The 19,780-nt window shown below is 64.7% G+C and carries 17 protein-coding genes; 3 read left to right on the top strand and 14 right to left on the bottom strand.

Going from position 1 to position 19,780, the window contains the following annotated elements:
* Nucleotides 1-6: 6 nt before the first annotated feature.
* Together ACGYLI_RS13735 and fdhF are read right to left on the bottom strand one after the other, a co-directional pair.
* Nucleotides 7-1,200, bottom strand: coding sequence for a Zn-dependent hydrolase (locus ACGYLI_RS13735; protein ID WP_394419614.1), 1,194 nt, complete (start codon nucleotides 1,198-1,200; stop codon nucleotides 7-9).
* Between the two features lie 15 nt (nucleotides 1,201-1,215).
* Nucleotides 1,216-3,981 carry a formate dehydrogenase subunit alpha gene (gene fdhF / locus ACGYLI_RS13730; RefSeq protein WP_394419613.1) on the bottom strand — a complete coding sequence of 922 codons (2,766 nt, stop codon included), beginning with the start codon at nucleotides 3,979-3,981 and terminating at the stop codon, nucleotides 1,216-1,218.
* Between the two features lie 173 nt (nucleotides 3,982-4,154).
* Here fdhF and ACGYLI_RS13725 point away from each other — a divergent pair, with 173 nt between their 5' ends.
* Genes ACGYLI_RS13725 through ACGYLI_RS13715 form a run of 3 tightly spaced genes read left to right on the top strand, consistent with a single transcriptional unit; the run spans nucleotide 4,155 to nucleotide 6,506 of the window.
* The gene (locus ACGYLI_RS13725; RefSeq protein WP_394419612.1) at nucleotides 4,155-4,805 is read left to right on the top strand and encodes a histidine phosphatase family protein; all 651 of its coding nucleotides are present in this window, start codon (nucleotides 4,155-4,157) and stop codon (nucleotides 4,803-4,805) included.
* A 25-nt stretch (nucleotides 4,806-4,830) separates the two neighbouring features.
* A complete protein-coding gene (locus ACGYLI_RS13720; protein WP_394419611.1) occupies nucleotides 4,831-5,454 on the top strand; it encodes a glutathione S-transferase family protein in 624 nt (207 codons plus the stop codon).
* Nucleotides 5,451-6,506, top strand: coding sequence for a saccharopine dehydrogenase (locus tag ACGYLI_RS13715; RefSeq protein WP_394419610.1), 1,056 nt, complete (start codon nucleotides 5,451-5,453; stop codon nucleotides 6,504-6,506). The genes ACGYLI_RS13720 and ACGYLI_RS13715 overlap by 4 nt, the downstream gene beginning before the upstream one ends.
* Nucleotides 6,507-6,509: 3 nt before the next feature.
* Here the strand turns inward: ACGYLI_RS13715 and ACGYLI_RS13710 are convergent, their stop codons facing one another.
* The 12 genes from ACGYLI_RS13710 to ACGYLI_RS13655 all read right to left on the bottom strand — a co-directional run bounded on the left by ACGYLI_RS13710 (nucleotide 6,510) and on the right by ACGYLI_RS13655 (nucleotide 19,631).
* Nucleotides 6,510-7,241: an SDR family NAD(P)-dependent oxidoreductase gene (locus tag ACGYLI_RS13710; RefSeq protein WP_394419609.1), complete on the bottom strand. Its 732-nt coding sequence runs from the start codon at nucleotides 7,239-7,241 to the stop codon at nucleotides 6,510-6,512.
* Nucleotides 7,238-7,804 carry a DUF3833 family protein gene (locus ACGYLI_RS13705; protein ID WP_067267771.1) on the bottom strand — a complete coding sequence of 189 codons (567 nt, stop codon included), beginning with the start codon at nucleotides 7,802-7,804 and terminating at the stop codon, nucleotides 7,238-7,240. Before ACGYLI_RS13705 ends, ACGYLI_RS13710 begins: the two co-directional genes overlap by 4 nt.
* Nucleotides 7,801-9,036, bottom strand: coding sequence for an MFS transporter (locus ACGYLI_RS13700; RefSeq protein WP_394419608.1), 1,236 nt, complete (start codon nucleotides 9,034-9,036; stop codon nucleotides 7,801-7,803). The genes ACGYLI_RS13705 and ACGYLI_RS13700 overlap by 4 nt, the downstream gene beginning before the upstream one ends.
* Nucleotides 9,033-9,821 carry a DUF1365 domain-containing protein gene (locus ACGYLI_RS13695; RefSeq protein ID WP_394419607.1) on the bottom strand — a complete coding sequence of 263 codons (789 nt, stop codon included), beginning with the start codon at nucleotides 9,819-9,821 and terminating at the stop codon, nucleotides 9,033-9,035. The genes ACGYLI_RS13700 and ACGYLI_RS13695 overlap by 4 nt, the downstream gene beginning before the upstream one ends.
* Nucleotides 9,818-11,137, bottom strand: coding sequence for an NAD(P)/FAD-dependent oxidoreductase (locus ACGYLI_RS13690; protein WP_394419606.1), 1,320 nt, complete (start codon nucleotides 11,135-11,137; stop codon nucleotides 9,818-9,820). Before ACGYLI_RS13690 ends, ACGYLI_RS13695 begins: the two co-directional genes overlap by 4 nt.
* A gap of 137 nt (nucleotides 11,138-11,274) precedes the next feature.
* On the bottom strand, nucleotides 11,275-12,288 hold the full coding sequence (locus tag ACGYLI_RS13685) for a pyridoxal-phosphate dependent enzyme (protein ID WP_394419605.1): 1,014 nt from the start codon (nucleotides 12,286-12,288) through the stop codon (nucleotides 11,275-11,277).
* Nucleotides 12,289-13,533 carry a DNA recombination protein RmuC gene (locus ACGYLI_RS13680; protein ID WP_394419604.1) on the bottom strand — a complete coding sequence of 415 codons (1,245 nt, stop codon included), beginning with the start codon at nucleotides 13,531-13,533 and terminating at the stop codon, nucleotides 12,289-12,291.
* The gene (gene mutL / locus ACGYLI_RS13675; protein WP_394419603.1) at nucleotides 13,530-15,419 is read right to left on the bottom strand and encodes a DNA mismatch repair endonuclease MutL; all 1,890 of its coding nucleotides are present in this window, start codon (nucleotides 15,417-15,419) and stop codon (nucleotides 13,530-13,532) included. Before mutL ends, ACGYLI_RS13680 begins: the two co-directional genes overlap by 4 nt.
* 296 nt (nucleotides 15,420-15,715) lie before the next feature.
* Nucleotides 15,716-16,645, bottom strand: coding sequence for a metal ABC transporter permease (locus ACGYLI_RS13670; protein WP_394419602.1), 930 nt, complete (start codon nucleotides 16,643-16,645; stop codon nucleotides 15,716-15,718).
* Nucleotides 16,642-17,847, bottom strand: coding sequence for a metal ABC transporter permease (locus tag ACGYLI_RS13665; RefSeq protein ID WP_067266713.1), 1,206 nt, complete (start codon nucleotides 17,845-17,847; stop codon nucleotides 16,642-16,644). The genes ACGYLI_RS13670 and ACGYLI_RS13665 overlap by 4 nt, the downstream gene beginning before the upstream one ends.
* Nucleotides 17,844-18,638, bottom strand: a complete 795-nt coding sequence (locus ACGYLI_RS13660) for a metal ABC transporter ATP-binding protein (RefSeq protein WP_394419601.1) — start codon at nucleotides 18,636-18,638, stop codon at nucleotides 17,844-17,846. The genes ACGYLI_RS13665 and ACGYLI_RS13660 overlap by 4 nt, the downstream gene beginning before the upstream one ends.
* A 3-nt stretch (nucleotides 18,639-18,641) precedes the next feature.
* The gene (locus ACGYLI_RS13655; protein ID WP_394419600.1) at nucleotides 18,642-19,631 is read right to left on the bottom strand and encodes a metal ABC transporter solute-binding protein, Zn/Mn family; all 990 of its coding nucleotides are present in this window, start codon (nucleotides 19,629-19,631) and stop codon (nucleotides 18,642-18,644) included.
* Nucleotides 19,632-19,780: the final 149 nt, after the last annotated feature.

Here is a 19,780-nt window from a genome sequence, read left to right as displayed (position 1 = left end):
GCGCGTTTAGAGCGCCGCCACCGCCCGCCCCAACACCTCGACTGCCGCGACCAAATCGGCTTCGTCCGTGTCTTCTTCGAAGGCATGGCTGATCCCGTTGATCGACGGCGCGAACAACATCGCCACCGGCATCAGCCGCGCCACATTGGTCGCGTCGTGCAAGGCACCCGAGGGCATCTTGCGCCATTTGCCGGGGGCCACAGCTTCAGCCGCCTCCGCCAGCGCATCGCGCAGCCGCGCGTCCATGGCAACCGGCTCCAGTCCCAGCATCGGGCCAAAGGACAGATCCATCCCTCGGCCCTTGGCCACCTCTTCGGCGGTTTCGCGAATGATCCTCTCCATCCGCCCCAGACGGTCGCTATCCCCGTCGCGCCACTGCATGGAGAACACGGCCTTGCCCGGCACGATGGACGAAGCATTGGGGTGCAGGCTGACATGGCCGATGGTCCAGACGGTGCTCGGCGTCACCACATTGCGCAGCCGGTCGTTCAACAGACTGTTAAACTCCGACACCGCCTGAAAAGCATCGCGCCGCACCGCCATCGGGGTGGTGCCCGCGTGGTTCTGCTGGCCCTCGAAGGTCACCTTCATATCGCGGATGCCGACGATGTCGCTGACCACGCCGATCTGCTCACCGCTGTCATCCAGCGTCGGCCCTTGTTCGATGTGCAACTCGATATAGCCGGTGAACTGCGCGGGATCGACGGGGCCGGTGACCATATCCGCCATCGCGCGGCGCGCCTCGGCCAAGCTGACCCCAGCGTCGTCGGTAAAGCCATCGGCTTTGGCCTGATCCAAAGCGCCGGACCAGACGGTCGAACCGGTGGTCACGCCAAAGCGCCCCTCTTCATCCTGAAAGGACACAACCGAGACCGCAGGCCCTCCGGCCTCACCCGCTGCGCGGGCGACTTCAAGCGCGGCGATCACGCCCAAGGCCCCATCAAGCCAGCCGCCTTCGGGCTGGCTGTCGGAATGCGACCCCAACAGGATCGACGGCCCCTCAGCAAGCCCAAAAAGGTTGCCCATGGCATCAACCTCGACCTTCAGCCCCGCATCGCGCATCCGCCCGGCAAGCCACTCCCGCGCCTCCACATCGGCGGCGGAATAGGCCGGGCGCACCACGCCCTTGCCCACACCCGCAGCGCCGATGGCGCGCAGATCGTGCAGGTCTTTCAAAAATCGGGCGGCATCAATCTTCATTCTTCCAAACTTTCCTTACTCGGCGGCGACGGCCCCTTTCGCCGGCTCCACCCTGACGGCAGAGAACTTAAACTCCGGGATCTTGCCATATGGGTCAACCGCTGGATTTGTCAGGATATTCGCCGCCGCTTCGACATAGGCGAAGGGCAGGAAGACCATGTCGGGTGATACCGCCCGATCCTCGCGGGCCATAATCTCGATACTGCCGCGCTTGGTCGACAGGCGCACATGTTCCCCCGGGGCCACGCCAAGACGGCGCAGGGTTGACGGGTGGAGCGAGCAATTCGCCTCCGGCTCCAGCCCGTCCAGCACCTTGGACCGGCGGGTCATCGAGCCGGTATGCCAATGCTCCAACTGCCGCCCTGTGGTCAGGATCATCGGATAGTCGTCGTCTGGCGCATCATCAGGGGCCACGATCGCGGCGGGGGTGAATTTGGCGCGGTCTTCGGGCCGGGGGAACCCCTCGCTAAAGACAATGGCCTGCCCGGGATCGTTTTCGCTGAGCGACGGGTAGGTCACTGCATTCTCCTGAGCCAGCCGGTCCCATGTGATGTTGTCGAGCGAGGCCATGTTGCGCTTCATCTCGGCAAAGACCTCCGCCGGGCTTTCGTAGTCCCAACCCAGCCCCAACCGCTTGGCCAGTTCCACCTCGATCCACCAATCCTCGCGCGCGTCTCCGGGCGGCGTCACCGCCGGGCGGCCCATCTGCACCTGCCGGTTGGTGTTGGTCACCGTGCCGGACTTCTCGGCGAAGGCCGAGGCGGGGAGGATCACGTCGGCGTAATTCGCCGTTTCGGTCAGGAAGATGTCCTGCACCACGAGGTGGTCGAGCTTGGCAAGTGCTGCGCGGGCATGCTCCACGTCCGGGTCCGACATGGCCGGGTTCTCGCCCAGCACATACATCGCCTTGATCTCGCCCTCGTGCACCGCGTCCATGATCTCGGTCACGGTCAGCCCCTTCTCGGCGCTGAAATCATCCGAGCCCCAAACCTCGGTGAAAGCCGAGCGCACGCCGTCGTCGCCGACGGGCTGGTAGTCGGGCAGGAACATCGGGATGAGGCCCGCGTCCGAGGCGCCCTGCACGTTGTTCTGCCCGCGCAGGGGGTGCAGCCCGGTGCCGGGGCGGCCGACATGGCCGGTCATCAGCGCGAGGCTGATCAGGCAGCGCGAATTGTCGGTGCCGTGGATGTGCTGGCTCACCCCCATGCCCCAGAAGATCATCCCCGCCTTGGCCCCGGCGAAGGTCCGCGCCACGTCGCGCAGCACCTCGGCCTCGATGCCGCAGACGGCGGCCATGGCTTCGGGCGGGAAATCCTTCAGGTGCGCCTTCTCGGCCTCCCAATTCTCGGTATAGGCCTTAATATATTGCTCGTCGTAGAGACCTTCCTCCACGATCACATGCATGATCGCGTTGAGCATTGCCACGTCGGTGCCGGGGCGGAACTGCAGCATGTGCGAGGCGAAGCGCCGCAGCCCCTGCCCGCGCGGGTCCATGACGATGAGCTTGCCGCCGCGCTTGGTGAACTGCTTGAAATAGGTCGCAGCGACGGGGTGGTTCTCCACCGGGTTGGCACCGATCACGATGGCCACATCGGCGTTCTCAATCTCGTTGAAGGTGGCGGTGACGGCACCGCTCCCGACATTCTCCATCAGCGCCGCGACCGAGGACGCATGACACAGCCGCGTGCAGTGATCGACGTTGTTGTGCCCGAACCCCTGCCGGATCATCTTTTGGAACAGATAGGCTTCCTCATTGGTGCATTTGGCACTGCCGAAACCCGCCACCTCGCGCCCGCGCCCTTTCAGGCCCTTGGCGGCAAAATCGAGCGCCTCGTCCCAAGTCGCCTCGCGGAACACCTCGTCCCAGTTGCCAGGGTCGACGTTCAGCCCCTTGGCGGGCGCGTCGTCGCGGCGGATCAGCGGCTTGGTCAGGCGGTGCTCGTGGTGGATGTAGTCGAAGCCAAAGCGCCCCTTGACGCAGAGCCGCCCCTCGTTGGCCGGGCCATTGATCCCCTCGACATATTTGACCTTGTTGTCCTTCACCTTCAGCGAGATCTGGCAGCCGACGCCGCAGAAGGGGCAGACGCTGGCGACCTCCTTGTCAAAGTCGGCAGAGTCACCGACCTGCGCCTCGTCGACCACGCTGGCGGGCATCAGCGCGCCGGTGGGACAGGCCTGCACGCATTCGCCGCAGGCCACGCAGGTCGAGGCACCCATGGGATCGCCGATGTCGAAGACCGGATAGGCGTCATGGCCGCGTCCCGCCATGCCGATCACGTCGTTGACCTGCACCTCACGGCAAGCGCGAACGCAAAGGTTGCACTGGATACAGGCGTCGAGGTTCACGCGCATGGCGACATGGCTGTCGTCCAAAAGCGGCACGCGGTCGCGCTCCAACTTGGGAAAACGGCTTTCCTCTACGCCATTCAGCGCCGCCATCTCGCGCATGTGGCTCGACTTGTCATGCGCCACGTCCTGCGCAGGCTGGTCCGCCAGCAGCAATTCCATCACCATCTTGCGCGCATTCTCGGCCCGGGCGTTGTTGGTGGTGACGACCATCCCCTCGGCAGGTTCGCGGATGCACGACGCCGCCAGCACACGCTCGCCCTCGATCTCAACCATACAGGCGCGGCAGTTGCCGTCGGGGCGGTAGTCGGGGGCGGGTTTGTGGCACAGATGCGGGATTTTCAAACCCCGACCGTTGGCCACTTCCCAAATGGTCATGCCGGCCTCGGCCTCGACGGTCTGCCCATCAAGCGTGAATGTGATCCTCTCGGCCATGGCTGCCCCCTCCCCTTGGATATTGCCCAAACTATAGGCAAAATCCGACGCTTGTCAGGGGCCAATCCCGACACCCCGTCACGGATAAACGCCGCGCCAGTGCATTGCGGCGCATTGCATTGTATGGCCCGACAAGCTGCCCTATCACTTGGGCGAACAGTGAAAGCCATTTGATGTCCCACATTACCCTGATCCGCCACGGCCAAGCCAATTCCACCGCCAAGGACGAGCTGAGCTATGACCAACTCAGCCCGCTTGGCCATGAGCAAGCCGGGTGGCTGGGCGACCATCTGCGCCAGAGCGAGACCTACCACACAAGGCTCTATACCGGCACGTTGACCCGCCATATCGAGACTGCCGAGGGGATGAACACCGGGCTTGAGCCGATCCGCGACGCGCGGTTGAACGAGTTGGAGTATTTCACCCTCGCCAATCTGATGGAGCAGCAGCACAAGGTGCCCTTCCCCCGCGAGGGCGAGTTCGTGCACCACCTGCCGCAGGTCTTTGACTATTGGAAAGCGGGCAAACTTGCCGATACGCCTGAAACCTATGAGAGTTTCGAGACGCGGGTGCAATCCGTCCTCGCCGAGATCGCCGAGGGCGAAGGCCCGGCGCTGGTGGTGACCTCGGGCGGGTTGATCTCACTGGCGATGGCGCAGGCGATGGGTGTGGGGATCCCGGCGATGGCACGGCTGGCGCTGGCGATCATGCATACCTCGATGCACCGGCTTTTCCCGATTGGCGGGCATTGGTCGCCGGTGCTATTCAACGCGGTGCCGCATCTTGACCGGCCCGACCGCCGCCTTGCACAAACGCATATGTAACCCCTCGCCCGCGAAAGGCTGACCCATGCTGAAACTTCACTACGCCCCCGGCACGATCTCGGTCGCCGTTGCCATCGCCCTCGAAGAAGCGGGGCTTGACTATGAGCCGGTGAAGGTCGATTTCGCCAGCGCCGAACAGACCGCCGCACCCTATCTGGCGCTGAACCCCAAGGGCCGGGTGCCGACCCTCGTGACCGAAGCGGGCAGCGCCCTGACCGAGACCGGCGCGCTGTTGGACTATGTCGCCGCCCGCGCGCCCGAGGCGGGGCTGGTCCCTGCCGACCCTGAACGCGCGGCGCATATGCGCGGGGTGATGTACTACCTCGCCTCGACCATGCATGTGGCCCACGCGCATAAAATGCGCGGCCATCGTTGGGCCGATCAGCAATCGAGTTTTGATGATATGAAAGCCAAGGTGCCGCAAACCATGGCCGACTGCGCCGCCTATGTCGAAAACCACGCATTCCGGGGAGACTTCGTAGCGGGCGATACGCTTTCGCTGGCCGATCCCTATCTCTTTGTCGTCTCGGGGTGGCTGGCCGGTGACGGGGTCGACCGTGCGGCCTACCCACGGCTCGACGCCTTCGCCGCCCGGATGGAAGACCGCGACAGCGTCAAGGCCATGCGCGCGAAAGGATTCTTGGCATGACCCATCTATGGCTCCGCGCCGAGCAGCGTGACAATGAGACCCGCACCGGGCTGACGCCCGAAGGGGCCGCCGCGCTGATCGCGTCCGGCATGAAGGTGAGCATCGAAGACAGTGACAGCCGCGTGATCCCCTCCGCCGCCTATGCACAGGCGGGCTGTGAGATCGTTCCGGCCCATAGCTGGCCCGAGGCCCCGCGCGACGCGGTGATCTTTGGCCTGAAGGAACTGCCCGAAGACGGCACGCCCCTGCCTCATGTCCACATCATGTTCGGCCATGCCTACAAGGGCCAATCTTCGGGCCGCAAACTGTTGCAGCGGTTCAAGGCGGGCGGCGGCACGCTGCTGGATTTGGAGTACCTGACCGATGACACTGGCCGCCGCGTTGCCGCCTTTGGCTATTGGGCCGGTTTCGCGGGAGCGGCCGTCTCGGTCAAATGCCGCATCGCGCAGCTGCGCGGGGAGACTTGCGGGCCGGTTGCGCCCTACGCTAACGCCGAAGCGCTGAAAGCCGCATTGACCAAAGAACTCGCCCAAGTCGATGCGAGCGGCGACCGCGCGCTGGTCATCGGGGCCTTGGGCCGGGTGGGACGCGGGGCGAGCGATCTTTGCGCGGCACTTGGCATCCCCGTCACCGGCTGGGACATGGCCGAGACGGCTCACGGCGGGCCCTTCCCCGAAATCCTCGACCACGCCTATTTCTTCAACTGCATCCTCGCGGGGCCAGACACCCCCGCCTTCGTCCGCCCCGATGCCCCTCAGGCCGAGCGCGCCCTGCGCGTGATCGGCGACATCGCCTGCGACCCCGACAGTGCCTTCAACCCGGTGCAGGTCTATGACCGCGCGACCACTTGGGCGGAGCCGGCGCTGCGCGTACATGACGCCCCGCCGCTGGATGTCATGGCCATAGACAACCTGCCATCCATGCTCCCGCGCGAAAGCTCAGAGGATTTCGCGGGCCAGTTGCTGCCGACCCTGCGGTCGCTGCCAAAGACGGATCATGCCGTCTGGCAACGCGCGCGAGATCTGTTCACTCAGCATGTCGCCGAGGTCTGACCCTCAGGAAAAGAACCGGTAGTACAGCCAATCCGGCAGGAAGCGCCCCAGACGGAACAGCAGTGAGAAGCCGTAAGGGAAGTCCAGTTTAAAACTGTCCCTGTTCATATGCTCGAAGACGCGGCGCGCGGCGTCATCGGGCTCCATCAAAAAGGGCATTTTGAAATCGTTCTTGTCGGTCAACTGGGTCTTGATAAAGCCCGGGTTGATCGCCTGCACCTGCACGCCGGTCTTGCGCAGATCGGCATGCATACACTCCGCCAAAGACAGCGTCGCCGCCTTGGAGGCCGTATAGCCGATGGAGCCGGGCAGCCCGCGATAGGCGGTCAGGCTGGAGGTGATGACGATATGCCCGTGATCGCGGGCGACCATCTGCGGCACCACCTGCCCCAAGACGCGCATCAAGCCGGTGAAGTTCACATCGGCCATGGTCACCCCATGTTTCGCGTCCCAATCCCGCGCGCCAAAGGGCCAATAGGCCCCCGCCAGATAGACCAGCCCGTCGATCGGCCCCACATCCTTGGCCGCCTGCGCCACGTCTTCGTCATCGGTCACATCCAAGACCCGCACCCGCGCCCGGCCCGGCAGCGCCTGCGCGAGTTCGGTCAGCTTATCTTCGGACCGGGCAGAAAGGATCACCTCGGCCCCGGTGCGGCTGAGTTGATGCGCCAGTGCCGCGCCAAGCCCGTCGCTCGCGCCCACCAGCCAATAGGTCTTGCCTTGCCAGTCTTTCATCTTTCCTCCGTCGGTCGCAGGGTGGCGACCAATTCTGCTACTTTGATCCCGAACTTCCGAAACTGGCTGCGATTGACGATGGTGCCATCGGGAGTGAGATACATCCAATCGACGGTTTTCAGCACATGGCTGCCCAGTTCCTCGGGCAGTTGGATACGATAGCGCAACTGCAATGTCGGACCAGCCTGAACGCCCTGCCCCACCCCGATCACATCCGGCGCAGTGCTGGTGAAACGTCCATTCTCGCCCAGTGTCACAGTCCATTCGCGCTGCTGACGCGAACCATCGTTATAGCGAAAACTCTCGGCCACCGTGGCGACATCGCCCTCCCAAGACACGTCGAACTTAGCCGTAAAACTGCTGGTGACCCGGCCAAGGGGGCCGAAAATCACGCCTTCGCAGATCATCTCATCGCGCAGATGCAAACGCAGGTCGAAGACGGGGAAGGAATCCACATAGTCGCTGGGCGATTGCCCGTGAAACTCCCCCAACCGGCGGCGCAGGAAGGTGAGCAATAGACCAAGGCCCAGCCCGACAGCGATAAAAATCAGCGGCTCTGTCACGATGTCTCCACGTCTTTTGCACCGGCGAGAAGAGCGATCGCCAGCAATTTCAGGGCGCAAGGTACACCGGCATAGAACCAGATCAACAGGGAGATGGATGTGTCGGAACTGGTTCCCGTTGCGGTCTGCAACCCTGCACCTTCTAGGGCGGGAAGTAGGGCCGCCGCCGCGAAAGCCAAGGTCAGTTTGGACACGAAAGACCAAAGGCCAAAGCCTTCGGCCGCCGAGGGAGAGATCTGCGCCATGCGGCTGGCGAACATGGCAGGCAGTAGGGTGAGGTCGGCCCCCAAGACCGCGCCGGAAGCCAGACAGACCAAGGCGAACAGCACCACATCCCCCGGACCCAGAAACAGCGCTCCGCCGAAAGCGGCGATGCCCAAGGCCATCGCCGCCAAGAGCACCCGGCGCGGGCCGTGGCGTTCGGCCAGCACCCCCCAAAGCGGGGCTGCCGCCGCCGCTGCGATGAAAAATAGCAGCAAGAGCGGCCCCTCCCATCCCGGAGCCTCAAGCGCCAGTTCGACGTAGAAGAGAAACAGGGTCGAGGTCACGGCCACCGGGGCGGCATTGACCAGCGCGATTAGCAACAGCCGTCGCGCCTGCCCGTCGCGCAAGACGGTGCCGAAACCGCTCGCGCCCGGCAGCCCTGTCGCCCGCCACTCCCTGCGCATCGCCACCAAGGCCCAGAGCGCCAGAACCGCGAAGCCCACCGCAAATCCGGCAAAAGGCCGGTCCAGCGCCAAGCCCAGCAGCAGGGGCGCAACCGAGGCCAGACAGACGCCCAAAAGCGCCCCGGTCTCGCGCCAGCGGGCGAGGGTCAGATGCCCGGCCCCCGGCAGGCTGTCGGCCTTGGCCACCCCTTGGGCATAGAAACAGATGGTCAGAAAGCTGAAGGCCGAGAAGACCAGCGTCAGCATCAGGGCGAACCACAGCACGGGCGCCATTGGCGCGGGCACCGCGAAAAGCCCCAGCATCGCCAGCGCCATCACCGCCCCCGCCACCGTCACCGCCAGCCCGCGTTTGTGGCGCAGCGCTTGGGCCAGCCATCCGAGCGCGGGGTCTTGCACCACGTCCAACAGCCGCAATCCAAAAAGCACAGAGCCAAGCGCCGTCAGCGAAACCCCATATTCATCGACATAGAACTTCGGCGCGTGAATGTAGATTGGCAGCCCCGCCGCGGCGAGCAATGCGGCGAAAAGCGCATAGGCGGGCAGCCGGGCCGCGCGCGCCCTCATCGCCCGCCCGCGCCATGGGCCGCATCGCGGGAAACCTCGACCTCAGGTGCCTCGGGGCGGTTGCGGAACCCCGCCCCCTTGAGCCAGAGTTTCAGCGCCTGCCAATGGATCAACGCCAGCACCCGCCGCGCCCCAAAGGGGCGGCGCAACAGCGACCAGAGGATACGGCCATTCGTCAGCGGCGCACGCGGCCCGGTCAAGGTGGCGATCAACCCGTTCTCCCCATCCGAGAAATCGATCCAGATGCCGATCCGCTCAGCACTGATGTCAAAGCGAAAGACATAGCCGCCCGAGATGTCCTGAAAGGGCGAGACATGCATGAGCTTTGCGGCCCGCAAGCGATCCTCGGGCACGATGGGGCGCAGGTCGGGGTGATGGCAGAGATAGGAATGCCGGTCGCCATAGGTATTCGTGACCTCGGCAATCACGGCGATCAGCGCCTCATCGGCCCGACGGCAGAGCCAAAAGCTGACCGGGTTGAAGACATGGCCCAACACCCGCGGCTGCGCCAAAAGCTCGATCCGCGCGACCCCGGTGATGTCATGCGCCGCCAAAACCGCGCGCGCCCAAAGGGCACCGCGCCCCTGCCCCGGCGCGCCGCCGTGGTCGCTGTCGTGCAGGCTGGTCACATTTCCACCATTGCGGGCGAAAAGCGCAGGCGTCGCCAGCGCCTCCGCCTCGGCGTCGCAGATCACATAGTCGACCGAATAGCGGAAACGGTTCTCGACCGCGCCCTTGCGGCCATGGAAGGTCTGGCCGCGGATATGATCGACCTGAGCCGTCACTCCGCCGCCAAGGGCGCCGCCCGCGCGGCTTGCATCCGTTCGACCACATCCACCGCGCTGGCCAGCCCGTCTTCGTGGAAACCATTGCGCAGCCATGCCCCGCAGAACCATGTGTTATGGCTGCCGTTGAAGGCGCGTACCTCGTCCTGCGCGCCCAAGGCGGCAAGGTCATAGACCGGATGGCGCAGGGTCACTTGGTCATAGATCAACTCCTCGCGGATGGTGCGTTTGGTGTTGAGCGTGACAAAATGCGGATCGTCCTGCGGGATCGGTTGCAGCGAGTTCATCCAATAGGTCAGGTCGATCCGGTCGGACTTCTGCTCGCGATCCTCGGTATAGACCCATGACGCCCAAGTGGAGCGCCGCTTGGGCATGATATTGGTATCGGCATGCAGCACGATGTCATTGGGCTGGTAGCGGATGGCGCCGAGGGCGCGTTGTTCAGCCTCCGTCGGATCGGAAAGCATCGCCAGCGTGTCGTCGGAATGGGTGGCAAAGATCACCTCGTCGAAAGTCTCCCACTCCCCGCCATAGGCGCGGACCTCGGCCCCCTGCGCCGTGCGGCGCACCGCCTGCACAGGGCTGTCGGTGCGCAGGTCGACACCTTTGGCGCGCAGCGCGCTCTCCAACCGGTCGACATATTGGCGCGAACCGCCCTTGACCGTGTACCACTGGTGCTGGCCGGAATAGTTCAGCAGCGCGTGGTTTTCGAAGAAATTGACCATGGCATGGGCGGGGAAATCCATGATCTTTTCCGTCGGCGTAGACCAGATCGCGCCCGACAGGGGCGACAGGTAGAAGTCGCGGAAATATGGCCCGGTGCCCAACTGGTCGAGAAACTCTGCGATGGTCATCGACGGGTCGCGCGACACGGCCAGCGCGTTCTTGTTGAAATGCAGGATGTCCCGCAGCATCCGCAGGAAAGGCGGGCTGAACATATTGCGTTTCTGGGCGAAGACCGCGTTGAAATTGGTCAGCGCATATTCCAGCCGCCCGCCATCAATCGACGCGCCAAAGCTCATGTTCGAGGGCACGACCGGCACGTCCAATTCCGCAAAGAGCGCCGCAAGATGCGGGTAGTTGGCATAGTTGAACACGATGAACCCGGTATCGACCGGCTGATCCCCATTCTTGCCCGCGATCACCGTCCGCGCATGGCCGCCGATCTTGGCCCCCGCCTCATAGAGGGTGACGCGGTCCGCAGGTGCCAGCATATGCGCCGCCCCCATGCCGGAAATCCCGCCGCCAATCACGGCGACACGCCGCCCAAGCGGCTGTGGAGGGAGGGTACTGTCGTTCAGAGCTTCGAAAGGCATAAGCGTCCTGCTTTGGTCCGGAACTTTGGATATGGGGCACCCACGGGTAAAGGGGAGTTAAAGTTGCAGCGCCCGATAGATTTTCTTGGAAGAATGCACGCAGCACCGCGACCACGTGCAAAGCCCCTTGGAGGGCACTAGGACAGCAGGCTGTCGAGCGCCGCTTGCCCGCGGCTGAGTTGGCCCAAATAGCTGTCGGTGTCGATATTGGCCCCGCAGACGATCACGCCGACCCGCCGCCCTGACAGTTGCCCGCGCAGGGGGCCGAGCGCCCCCGCCATCGCGGCCCCGGCGGCAGGTTCCACCGCCAGTTTCGCCGCCTGTTGCAGCACCACCATCCCGGCGCAGATCGCATCGTCGCTGACCGTCACCACGTCATCGACATAGACTGCGCAGAGCGCATGGCCGAAAGGCAGCGCCATCGGCGGCCCAAGGCTGTCGGCGATTGTGTTGACCTGAGGGATGGTCACCGGCGCGCCGGAGGCGAGGCTTTGCGACATGCTGTCGGCGCCCTCGGGCTCCACGCCATAGACCCGACAAGCGGGGTTGATCGCCTTGACCGCGGCGGCGACACCGCTGATCAACCCGCCACCGCCGACCGAGACGACGACCGCGTCCAAATCCGCCACCTGCGCCATCAGTTCCAGCCCCACCCCGGCGGTGCCAAGCGAGGTGTGCAACCCTTCAAAAGGGTGGATGAAAAACCGCCCCTCTTCGCGCACCAGCCGCTCGGCCTCGGCAAAGGTCTCTTGCCCGGCGGGTTTCAGGATGACCTCGGCCCCGGTGGCACGGGCGAGGGCGACGCGAAAGGGGTTGGCATTGTCCTGCATCACCACCTTGGCGCTGATGCCAAGCTTGGCCGCGGCCCAGCCTGCGGCAATTGCGTGGTTGCCCGCGCTGGCCGCGGTGATCCCGCGCCCGCGGGTGTCATCGTCAAGCTGTCGCGCCACCGACAGCGCGCCGCGGGCCTTGAAGGTGCCGGTATGCTGAAAACACTCCAGCTTGAGCGCGACCCGCGCGCCGCCCAGCACCTCGTCGATCATGGGAGAAGACAGCGTCACCACCGGTGTTTGCAAGATATCGCTGCGCAACGCGGCGGCCCGCGTCTGCATCGCCTCCAGCGTCATCCCGGTAATGTCCACGTCGTTCATTCAGCCGTTCCCTTCGGGTGTCCTTAGGGGAACAATAGCCTCGGTTTTGGCTTCTGCCAGTTCTTCGAAGTCGAAATTATGCAAGCGCCCCGCGCGTTTGGCGGCTTTTTCGCTGCTGACTTTGATCTCTTCCACATCGCGCCGCGCTTGGCTGAAATGCCGGTCGAGGTTGCCCACCCGGGTCGCCAGACGTTCTACATCCTTGTTCAGATTGCCCAGCTCCTTGCGGATCGCCCCTGCCTGTTCGCGCATCCGCGCGTCCTTCAGGATGGCGCGCATGGTGTTGAGCGTGGCCATGCAGGTGGTCGGGCTGACGATCCAGACGCGTTTCTCAAAGCCTTCGCGCACGAGTTCGGAAAAATTCGCGTGCAACTCGGCATAAACCGCCTCGGAGGGCAGGAACATCAAGGCGCCTTCCGCCGTCTCCCCCTCCAGAATGTATTTGTCGGCGATGGCATTGAGGTGCACCCGCACGGCAGTCTTCATCTGCTGCGCGGCGGCGCGGGTCTCGGCTTCGGTCTTGGCGCGGCGCAGGGCCTCATAGGCCTCCAGCGGGAATTTACTGTCGATCACGATCGGGCCCGGCGGGTTGGGCAGATGGATCAGGCAATCGGGCCGCTTGCCGTTGCTGAGCGTGGCTTGCAGCGAATAGCTGTCCGAGGGCAGGGCTTTCGAAACGATATCCCGCAACTGAATCTCACCGAAGGAACCGCGCGTCTGCTTGTTGCTCAGGATGTCTTGCAGCGACAGCACGTCGCCCGACAGCTTGGTGATATTGTCCTGCGCCTTGTCGATGGAGGCGAGCCGTTCCTGCAACTGCGCAAGGCTGGAGGTGGTGCGTTTGGACGAGCCGTGCAGCGTTTCGGTCATGCGCTGCTGCATCTCGGCCAGCGAGCGCGCCGAGCGGGCGGCGTTGTCGGCCAGACGATCCTGCATCTGCTGCTGCACATAGGCCAGCCGCGCTTCCATCGTCTGCATCATCTGCGCTTGGGTATTGCTTTGCGTGTCTGAGACCATTTGCAAGCCACCGCGCAACTGCTCCTGCCCCTGCCCCAATTGCTGCACATGGCCGCCAAGCACCCGCATCTGCTGCGCCAAGGGGGCGGCCACACGGGCCGAACGGCCCGCGGCGCGGACCGCCATGATCAGCAGGATGACGATGAGCAAGAGCAGCCCCGCGCCCGCAAGGGCCAAGAGCGTTACAGGGTCGGAGAGGGTCAGGGTCGTGCTGCCAAGCTCCATCAAGTGCGCCCGAAGAGCCGTTCGATATCGGCGAGTTTGAGTTCAACATAGGTGGGCCGCCCGTGGTTGCACTGGCCCGAATGCGGCGTCGCCTCCATCTCGCGCAAAAGCGCGTTCATCTCTTCGGCGCGCATCCAGCGGCCCGAGCGGATCGAGCCATGACAAGCCACCCGGCTCAGGATTGCTTCGATCTTGGCCTGAACGATGTTGCTGCTCTCGCCCTCGGCCAATTCATCGAGCACATCGAGGATGAGCGCACGCGCGTTGACGGTGCCGAGGATCGCAGGCGTCTCGCGCACCGCGATGGCGCTGCCGCCGAAGGCTTCGATGCCAAGGCCGAGTTTCGCCAGTTCCTCCGCCAGCTCCAGCAGGCGCGCGCAGTCATTGGCGGACAGTTCGACGATCTCGGGGATCAGCAGCGCTTGGGCCGCGACGCCGTTCTCGTTCATCTGCCGCTTGAGTTTCTCATAGACCAGCCGCTCATGCGCCGCGTGCTGATCGACGATGACCATGCCATTGGCGGTCTGGGCGATGATGTAATTTTCGTGCACCTGCCCCCGCGCGGTGCCAAGCGGGTAATCAGGGGTGGGCGCGGCCTCTTCGGCTTCGGGGGCGGCGGCGTGGCTCGGCGCGGGGGTCTCGGGCAGCGGCGTGCCCTCCACCCGGCCCCAAACGCCTGCGGTCTCGGCAAAGCCGGGGGCCTGCGCCTGATAGGCGGCCTCCCGTGCGGCGGGGCTAGGGCGGTCCATGCCGGCGCGGTCCATCTGGTAGACCCGCGCGCCCCGCGACTCGGGCTGCATCGCGCCCAAGGTCGCCTGCGCCACGGTGGTCGAGGCGCGGTGGCCCGCTTCAGCCAGCGCGTGGCGCAGGGCCGAAACGATCAGCCCGCGCGCCAACCCCGGATCGCGAAAGCGCACTTCGGATTTCGCGGGATGTACGTTCACATCGACCAGCGTCGGCGGGCATTCCACGAAAAGCGCCGCCGCCGGGTGACGGTCGCGGCTGAGGAAATCGAAATAGGCGCCGCGCAGAGCGCCCGTCAGCAGCTTGTCCCGCACCGGGCGGCCATTCACGAAGAGATATTGCGCCACAGCAGAGCCGCGCGAATAGGTCGGCAGCGCTGCGAAACCGGTCAGATGCAGCCCCTCGCGCATGGCGTCGATGGGCAGGGCATTCTCGGCAAACTCCCGGCCCAGCACCTGCGCCAGACGGCCATGCAGCGCATCGAAAAGATCGCCCTGTTCGGCCTCGGCGCGGAACACATCGCGGCCCTTACCGTCACCCGAGACATCGCGCAGCACGAAACGCACGAAAGGCTCGGCCATGGCCAGCCGTTTGATGACGTCGCCAATCGCCTGCGCCTCGGCCCGGTCGGTGCGCAGGAATTTGAGCCGCGCAGGCGTGGCGAAGAACAGATCGCGCAGGGTGACGATGGTGCCGCCGTTCAACGCCGCCGGGCGCACCTCGCCCATGCGGCCCCCGTCGACGGTGATCTCGGCCCCCTCAAACCCGGCCGCACGGCTGGTGATGGTCAAACGCCCGACAGCTCCGAGCGACGGCAGCGCCTCGCCGCGAAAGCCGAAAGTGTGAATATCCAGCAGGTCGGAGCCGTCGATCTTGGAGGTCGCATGGCGTGACAGGGCCAGCGGCAAATCCTCGGGCGCGATGCCGCAGCCATCGTCGGTCACGCGGATCATCGTCTTGCCGCCATCGGCATATTCCACGGTGATGCGCCGCGCGCCCGCGTCGATGGCGTTCTCGACCAATTCCTTGACCGCCGAGGCGGGCCGTTCGACCACCTCGCCCGCGGCGATGCGGTTGATCGCGGAATCGTCCAATTGACGGATGACGGGGCGAACTTCGCTTATATTGGGGGTCGGGCTGGGCATACCGCAAGACCTAGCATGGCGGCTTTTGATTCTGCCAGATGTGAATGCGTCTATGAGAGCCGGGTATCAGAGGTTCTGGGCAAAGTCAGCGGACCGCCGCCAAAGGTGGGGCGATCCGCTGCTGGGTCGGCTACTCGGCGCACTGGTGCTTTTGTTATTCCGGTCTTATCAGAGCGGCGGGCGACCCGGGTACAAGTCGTCTCCGGCGGAGCTTGTCACCTGTATAGACGCAGGACGAATCACAGGTCAAAGCAAAAGCGAATCGGTCGCCGATAAAACGAATCGTTGCGATTCGGTTAAGCAGTGGGCGCGGCGGCGCCTCTATGCCGATGCGGCCCCATCACTGCCGCGGCGCCAAGGATCAGCCCTGAGACGGTCGCGATCATCCCCGCCGCCGAGACCGAATCCCGCAGCCCGATCCACAGCGGCCCGTAACCTGCCAAGACATAGCCCAAAATCGCGGCCACGGTGGCAAAACCCACCGACCATGCGATCTGAAGCTCCAGCCGGTTGGTCATCATCCGCGCCGCAGCGGGCGGGCAGATGAACATGGCGATCACGATGATGCTGCCCACCGCGTCAAAGGCGGCCACGGCGGCAATGGCGGCAACGATCACCAGCCCGAGGCCCAAGGGGCCGGTCTTCATCCCGATGGTGCGGGCAAAGCCTTCGTCGAATGTGCTGATCTTGAGCGGACGCCAGAACACCGCGGTGAAAAGCGCAACGAAAAGAAACGTGATCGCCATGCGCGGCAGCTCCACCGGGATGGTCGCCAGCGCCTCGGGGTCGAGCAGCGACCCCCAGCCGGTGGCATCCAGCCAGATCAGGCTTTCGAGGTTGCCATAAAGCGCATGTTCCACGTCGAGATGCACATTGCTGGTGTCGGATTGTTCCAGCAGCAGCACGCCGCCCGCGAACATCGCGGTAAAGACCACGCCCATGGCCGCGCCGGATTCGATCTTGCCCAAACGCCGCACGCCTTCGATGGCCAGCACGGCGACCAGCGCCGCGCCCGCCGCGCCCAGCAGCATCGGCCAAGTGCTGACCACACCGGTCAGCAGGAACGCCACGACGATCCCCGGCAGCACCACATGGCTGATCGCATCGCCGATCAACGCTTGGCGGCGCAGGACAAGGAAGTTCCCCGGCAAGGCGCAGGCCACCGCCACGAAGATGCCCGTCAGCATCGGCACCAAGGACAGGGGGACGAATTCGGAACCGTTCATGCCATCACCCCGCCGCGCATGTCGATGCGGCTGTCGATTTCGCGGATTTGGTCGGCGGTTAGCACCGTCTCGATGGGGGTCAGACCGTCATATTGCTGTGCCGCCGCCTCGTAAGCCGGATCGCGGCGGATCAGTTGCCAGCGGGTTTCATCGCGCAGCGCCTTGGCCGCGCGGCCCCGGCCCGCCTTGGTGGCGACCCCATCGGGCAGGGCGTAGCCCTCGGCCCGCAGCAGGCGGAGGGTAAGTTGTTCGTAGATCGGCTGCCCATGGGCCAAGGCCAAGAGCCCCTGCCGCAAATGGACCCGACGCTGATAGCGCCGGTGCCGCAGTAGCGCCGACAGCGCACCCCGCCCCGGTGCCAGCAGCAGCGACAGCGCAAAGAGCGCGAAGCCCACCAGAACGATGATCGGCCCCGTCGGCAGGTTCGGCTGCGCCGCTGACAGCGCCGCGCCGATATAGGCCGCGATGCCGCCGAGCGCGCCCGAGATCAGCACCACATGGTCGGTCCGCTCGCTCCAGAACCGGGCTGTCACGGGCGGGATGATCAGCAGCGCCACGATCAGGATCAGCCCCACGATCTTGAGCCCGACCACCGTCACGGCCAGCACCAGCCCCATCATCGCCAGATCCGTGCGCGGCACGTTCTGCCCGATGGCGGTGCCATATTCAGGATCGAAAGAGGCCAGCGTTAGCGGGCGGCGCAAGAGCAACACCAGCGCCAGCGTCAGCGCCGCCGCCACGGCGATGATCAGCGCATCGCTGCGCAGCATCCCGGCGGTGGAACCCAAAAGGAAATCCTCCAGCCCCGCCTGACGCCCCGCGCTCATGGTCTGGATCACCGTGAGCAGCACGATGCCAAGGCCAAAGAAAACCGAAAGGACCGAACCGATCGCCGCATCTTCGGCCAGTCGCGTGCGGTTGCTGAGCCATGAGACCAAGAGCAGCCCCACCCCCGCCGACAGCGCGGCCCCCAGCAGCAGGCCGATCAGGTTGCGCCCATCGCCGCCCAAAGCGACCATCACCATGAAGGCCAACGCCACGCCGGGCAGTGTCGCATGCGAAATTGCATCGCTCACCAACGCCCGTTTGCGCAAAAACAAGAAGGTGCCGCCGACGCCTGCCGCCATGCCCAAAAGCGTGGCACCCAGCGTCACCAGCGTGGCGTTATAGCCCAGTTGCAGTGTCAGCGCGTCCCAGATCATGACAGTTGCAAAGCATCCATCTGCGCGCCCGCCAAACGCCCGCCATAGGCGTCTTGCAGGTGGTTGGACTTGAAGACCTCAGCGACGCTGCCCTCTGCCACACGGTGGGTGTTGATCAGGAAGACATTGTCGAAATACTCAGGCACCGTGGACAGATCATGATGCACGGCGACGACCGTCTTGCCCGCATCCCGGAGGGATTTCAGCACCGCGATGATCGCCTTTTCCGTCGCCGCATCGACCCCGGCAAAGGGTTCGTCGAGCAGGTAAAGGTCTGCATCCTGCGCCAAGGCCCGCGCAAGGAACACCCGCTGCTGCTGGCCGCCCGAGAGTTGGCCGATCTGGCGGGTGGCGAAATCCTCCATCCCGACGCGGGCCAGACAATCGGCGGCGCGGGCGCGGTGCACGGGGCGGATGCGGCCCAAAAGGCCCAGTTGCGGGTAAAGCCCCATCAGCACCACGTCGATCACGCGGGTTGGGAAGTCCCAATCCACACTGGCACGCTGCGGGACATAGGCGATGCGGTGGCGCTGCTCGGCCACCGGCTTGCCATAGACGGTGGCGGTGCCCGCCAGCGGGGTAAGGATGCCCAAAGCGGCCTTGAGCAGCGTCGATTTCCCCGCCCCGTTCGGCCCGATGATCGCGGTCATCTTGCCCGGCTCGACGGTCATATCCACCGAAAAGACCGCAGGCTTCTGCCCGTAAGAAACGGTCATCCCACGCACGGCAAGCGGGCTGTCGGCGCGGGCGGTCGGCGCGGTCTCACGATTGCTGGCGAGTTCGAGTGTCATGAATCAGCTTCCCTGTGCCAGCTTGCCGGTCATCCCGCCCGCATCCACCGGCGCGCCAAGCGCGCGGGCGATGGTGGTGACGTTGTGATCGATCATACCGATATAAGTGCCCTCATAGCTGCCCGGTTCCCCCATGGCGTCACTATAGAGCGACCCGCCGATCACGACCTCATGACCGCGCGCCGCAGCCCCCTCGACCAGCGCGCGCATGTTGCGGTCGGACACCGAGGTTTCGACGAAAACCGCGCCAATCTCGCGTTCGACAAGCTCATCGACCAGCGAAGAGATGCGGTTGAGCCCCGCCTCGCTGTTGGTCGAGATGCCTTGAATGCCGATCACTTCGAAGCCAAAGGCGTGCCCGAAGTAGCTAAAGGCATCATGCGCCGTGACCAAGACACGCTGGCCTTCGGGCACCTGCGCCACGGTCTCGGCGGCATAGGCGGCGAGTTGGTCCAGTTCCGCGCGGTAGGTCTTGGCATTCGCGGCAAAAGTCTCGGCCCCCGCCGGATGTGCTTCACTCAGCGCGCGGGTCACCTCATCCACTACGGCGGTCCATGTGTTGGGGTCCATCCAGACATGCGGGTCATAGCGGCCCTCGTAATCCGGGTGGCTAAGCAGCCCCTCCTTGGGCAGGGCTTCGGCCACGGCGATCACGGCGCGTTTGCGGCCCAGATCCTCAAAGAACCGCTCCATCTGCGCCTCAAGGTAAAGGCCGTGCCAGAGCACCAGATCGGCCCGCGTCAGCGCCACGATGTCGCTGCGGGTCTGGCGGTAGCTGTGCGGATCGACCCCCGACCCCATGAGCGAGCGGACCTCGACCAGATCGCCCCCCACTCGCCGGGCGGCATCGGCGATCATACCTGTCGTCGCGACGACGTTAAGCTTTTGCGCCGCGAAAGCGGCAGGCGCTGTTCCCAGAAGGGCAAAAGCACTCATACCAGCGATCAAAGCGGTGCGGCGGGACGGACGAAAAGGATCAGATGCATGTGTCATGGGGGTATTAATGAGAACGATTCTCAATTAAGTCAACAGTTGAGAATGGCTCTCATTAACATTTGCGGCATCTTGCCCGTTTTTCGGGCATTCCACCGGTGACGCGAGGTTAGCGTCGCTTGCTTTGGCCCCTACCCCATGCCATTTTG

Source organism: Sulfitobacter sp. 1A13421, from assembly GCF_043557285.1.
Taxonomy (GTDB): domain Bacteria; phylum Pseudomonadota; class Alphaproteobacteria; order Rhodobacterales; family Rhodobacteraceae; genus Sulfitobacter; species Sulfitobacter faviae.
The sequence above is the reverse complement of the archived record's forward strand: the minus strand, read 5'-3'. Positions and strand labels throughout refer to the sequence as shown.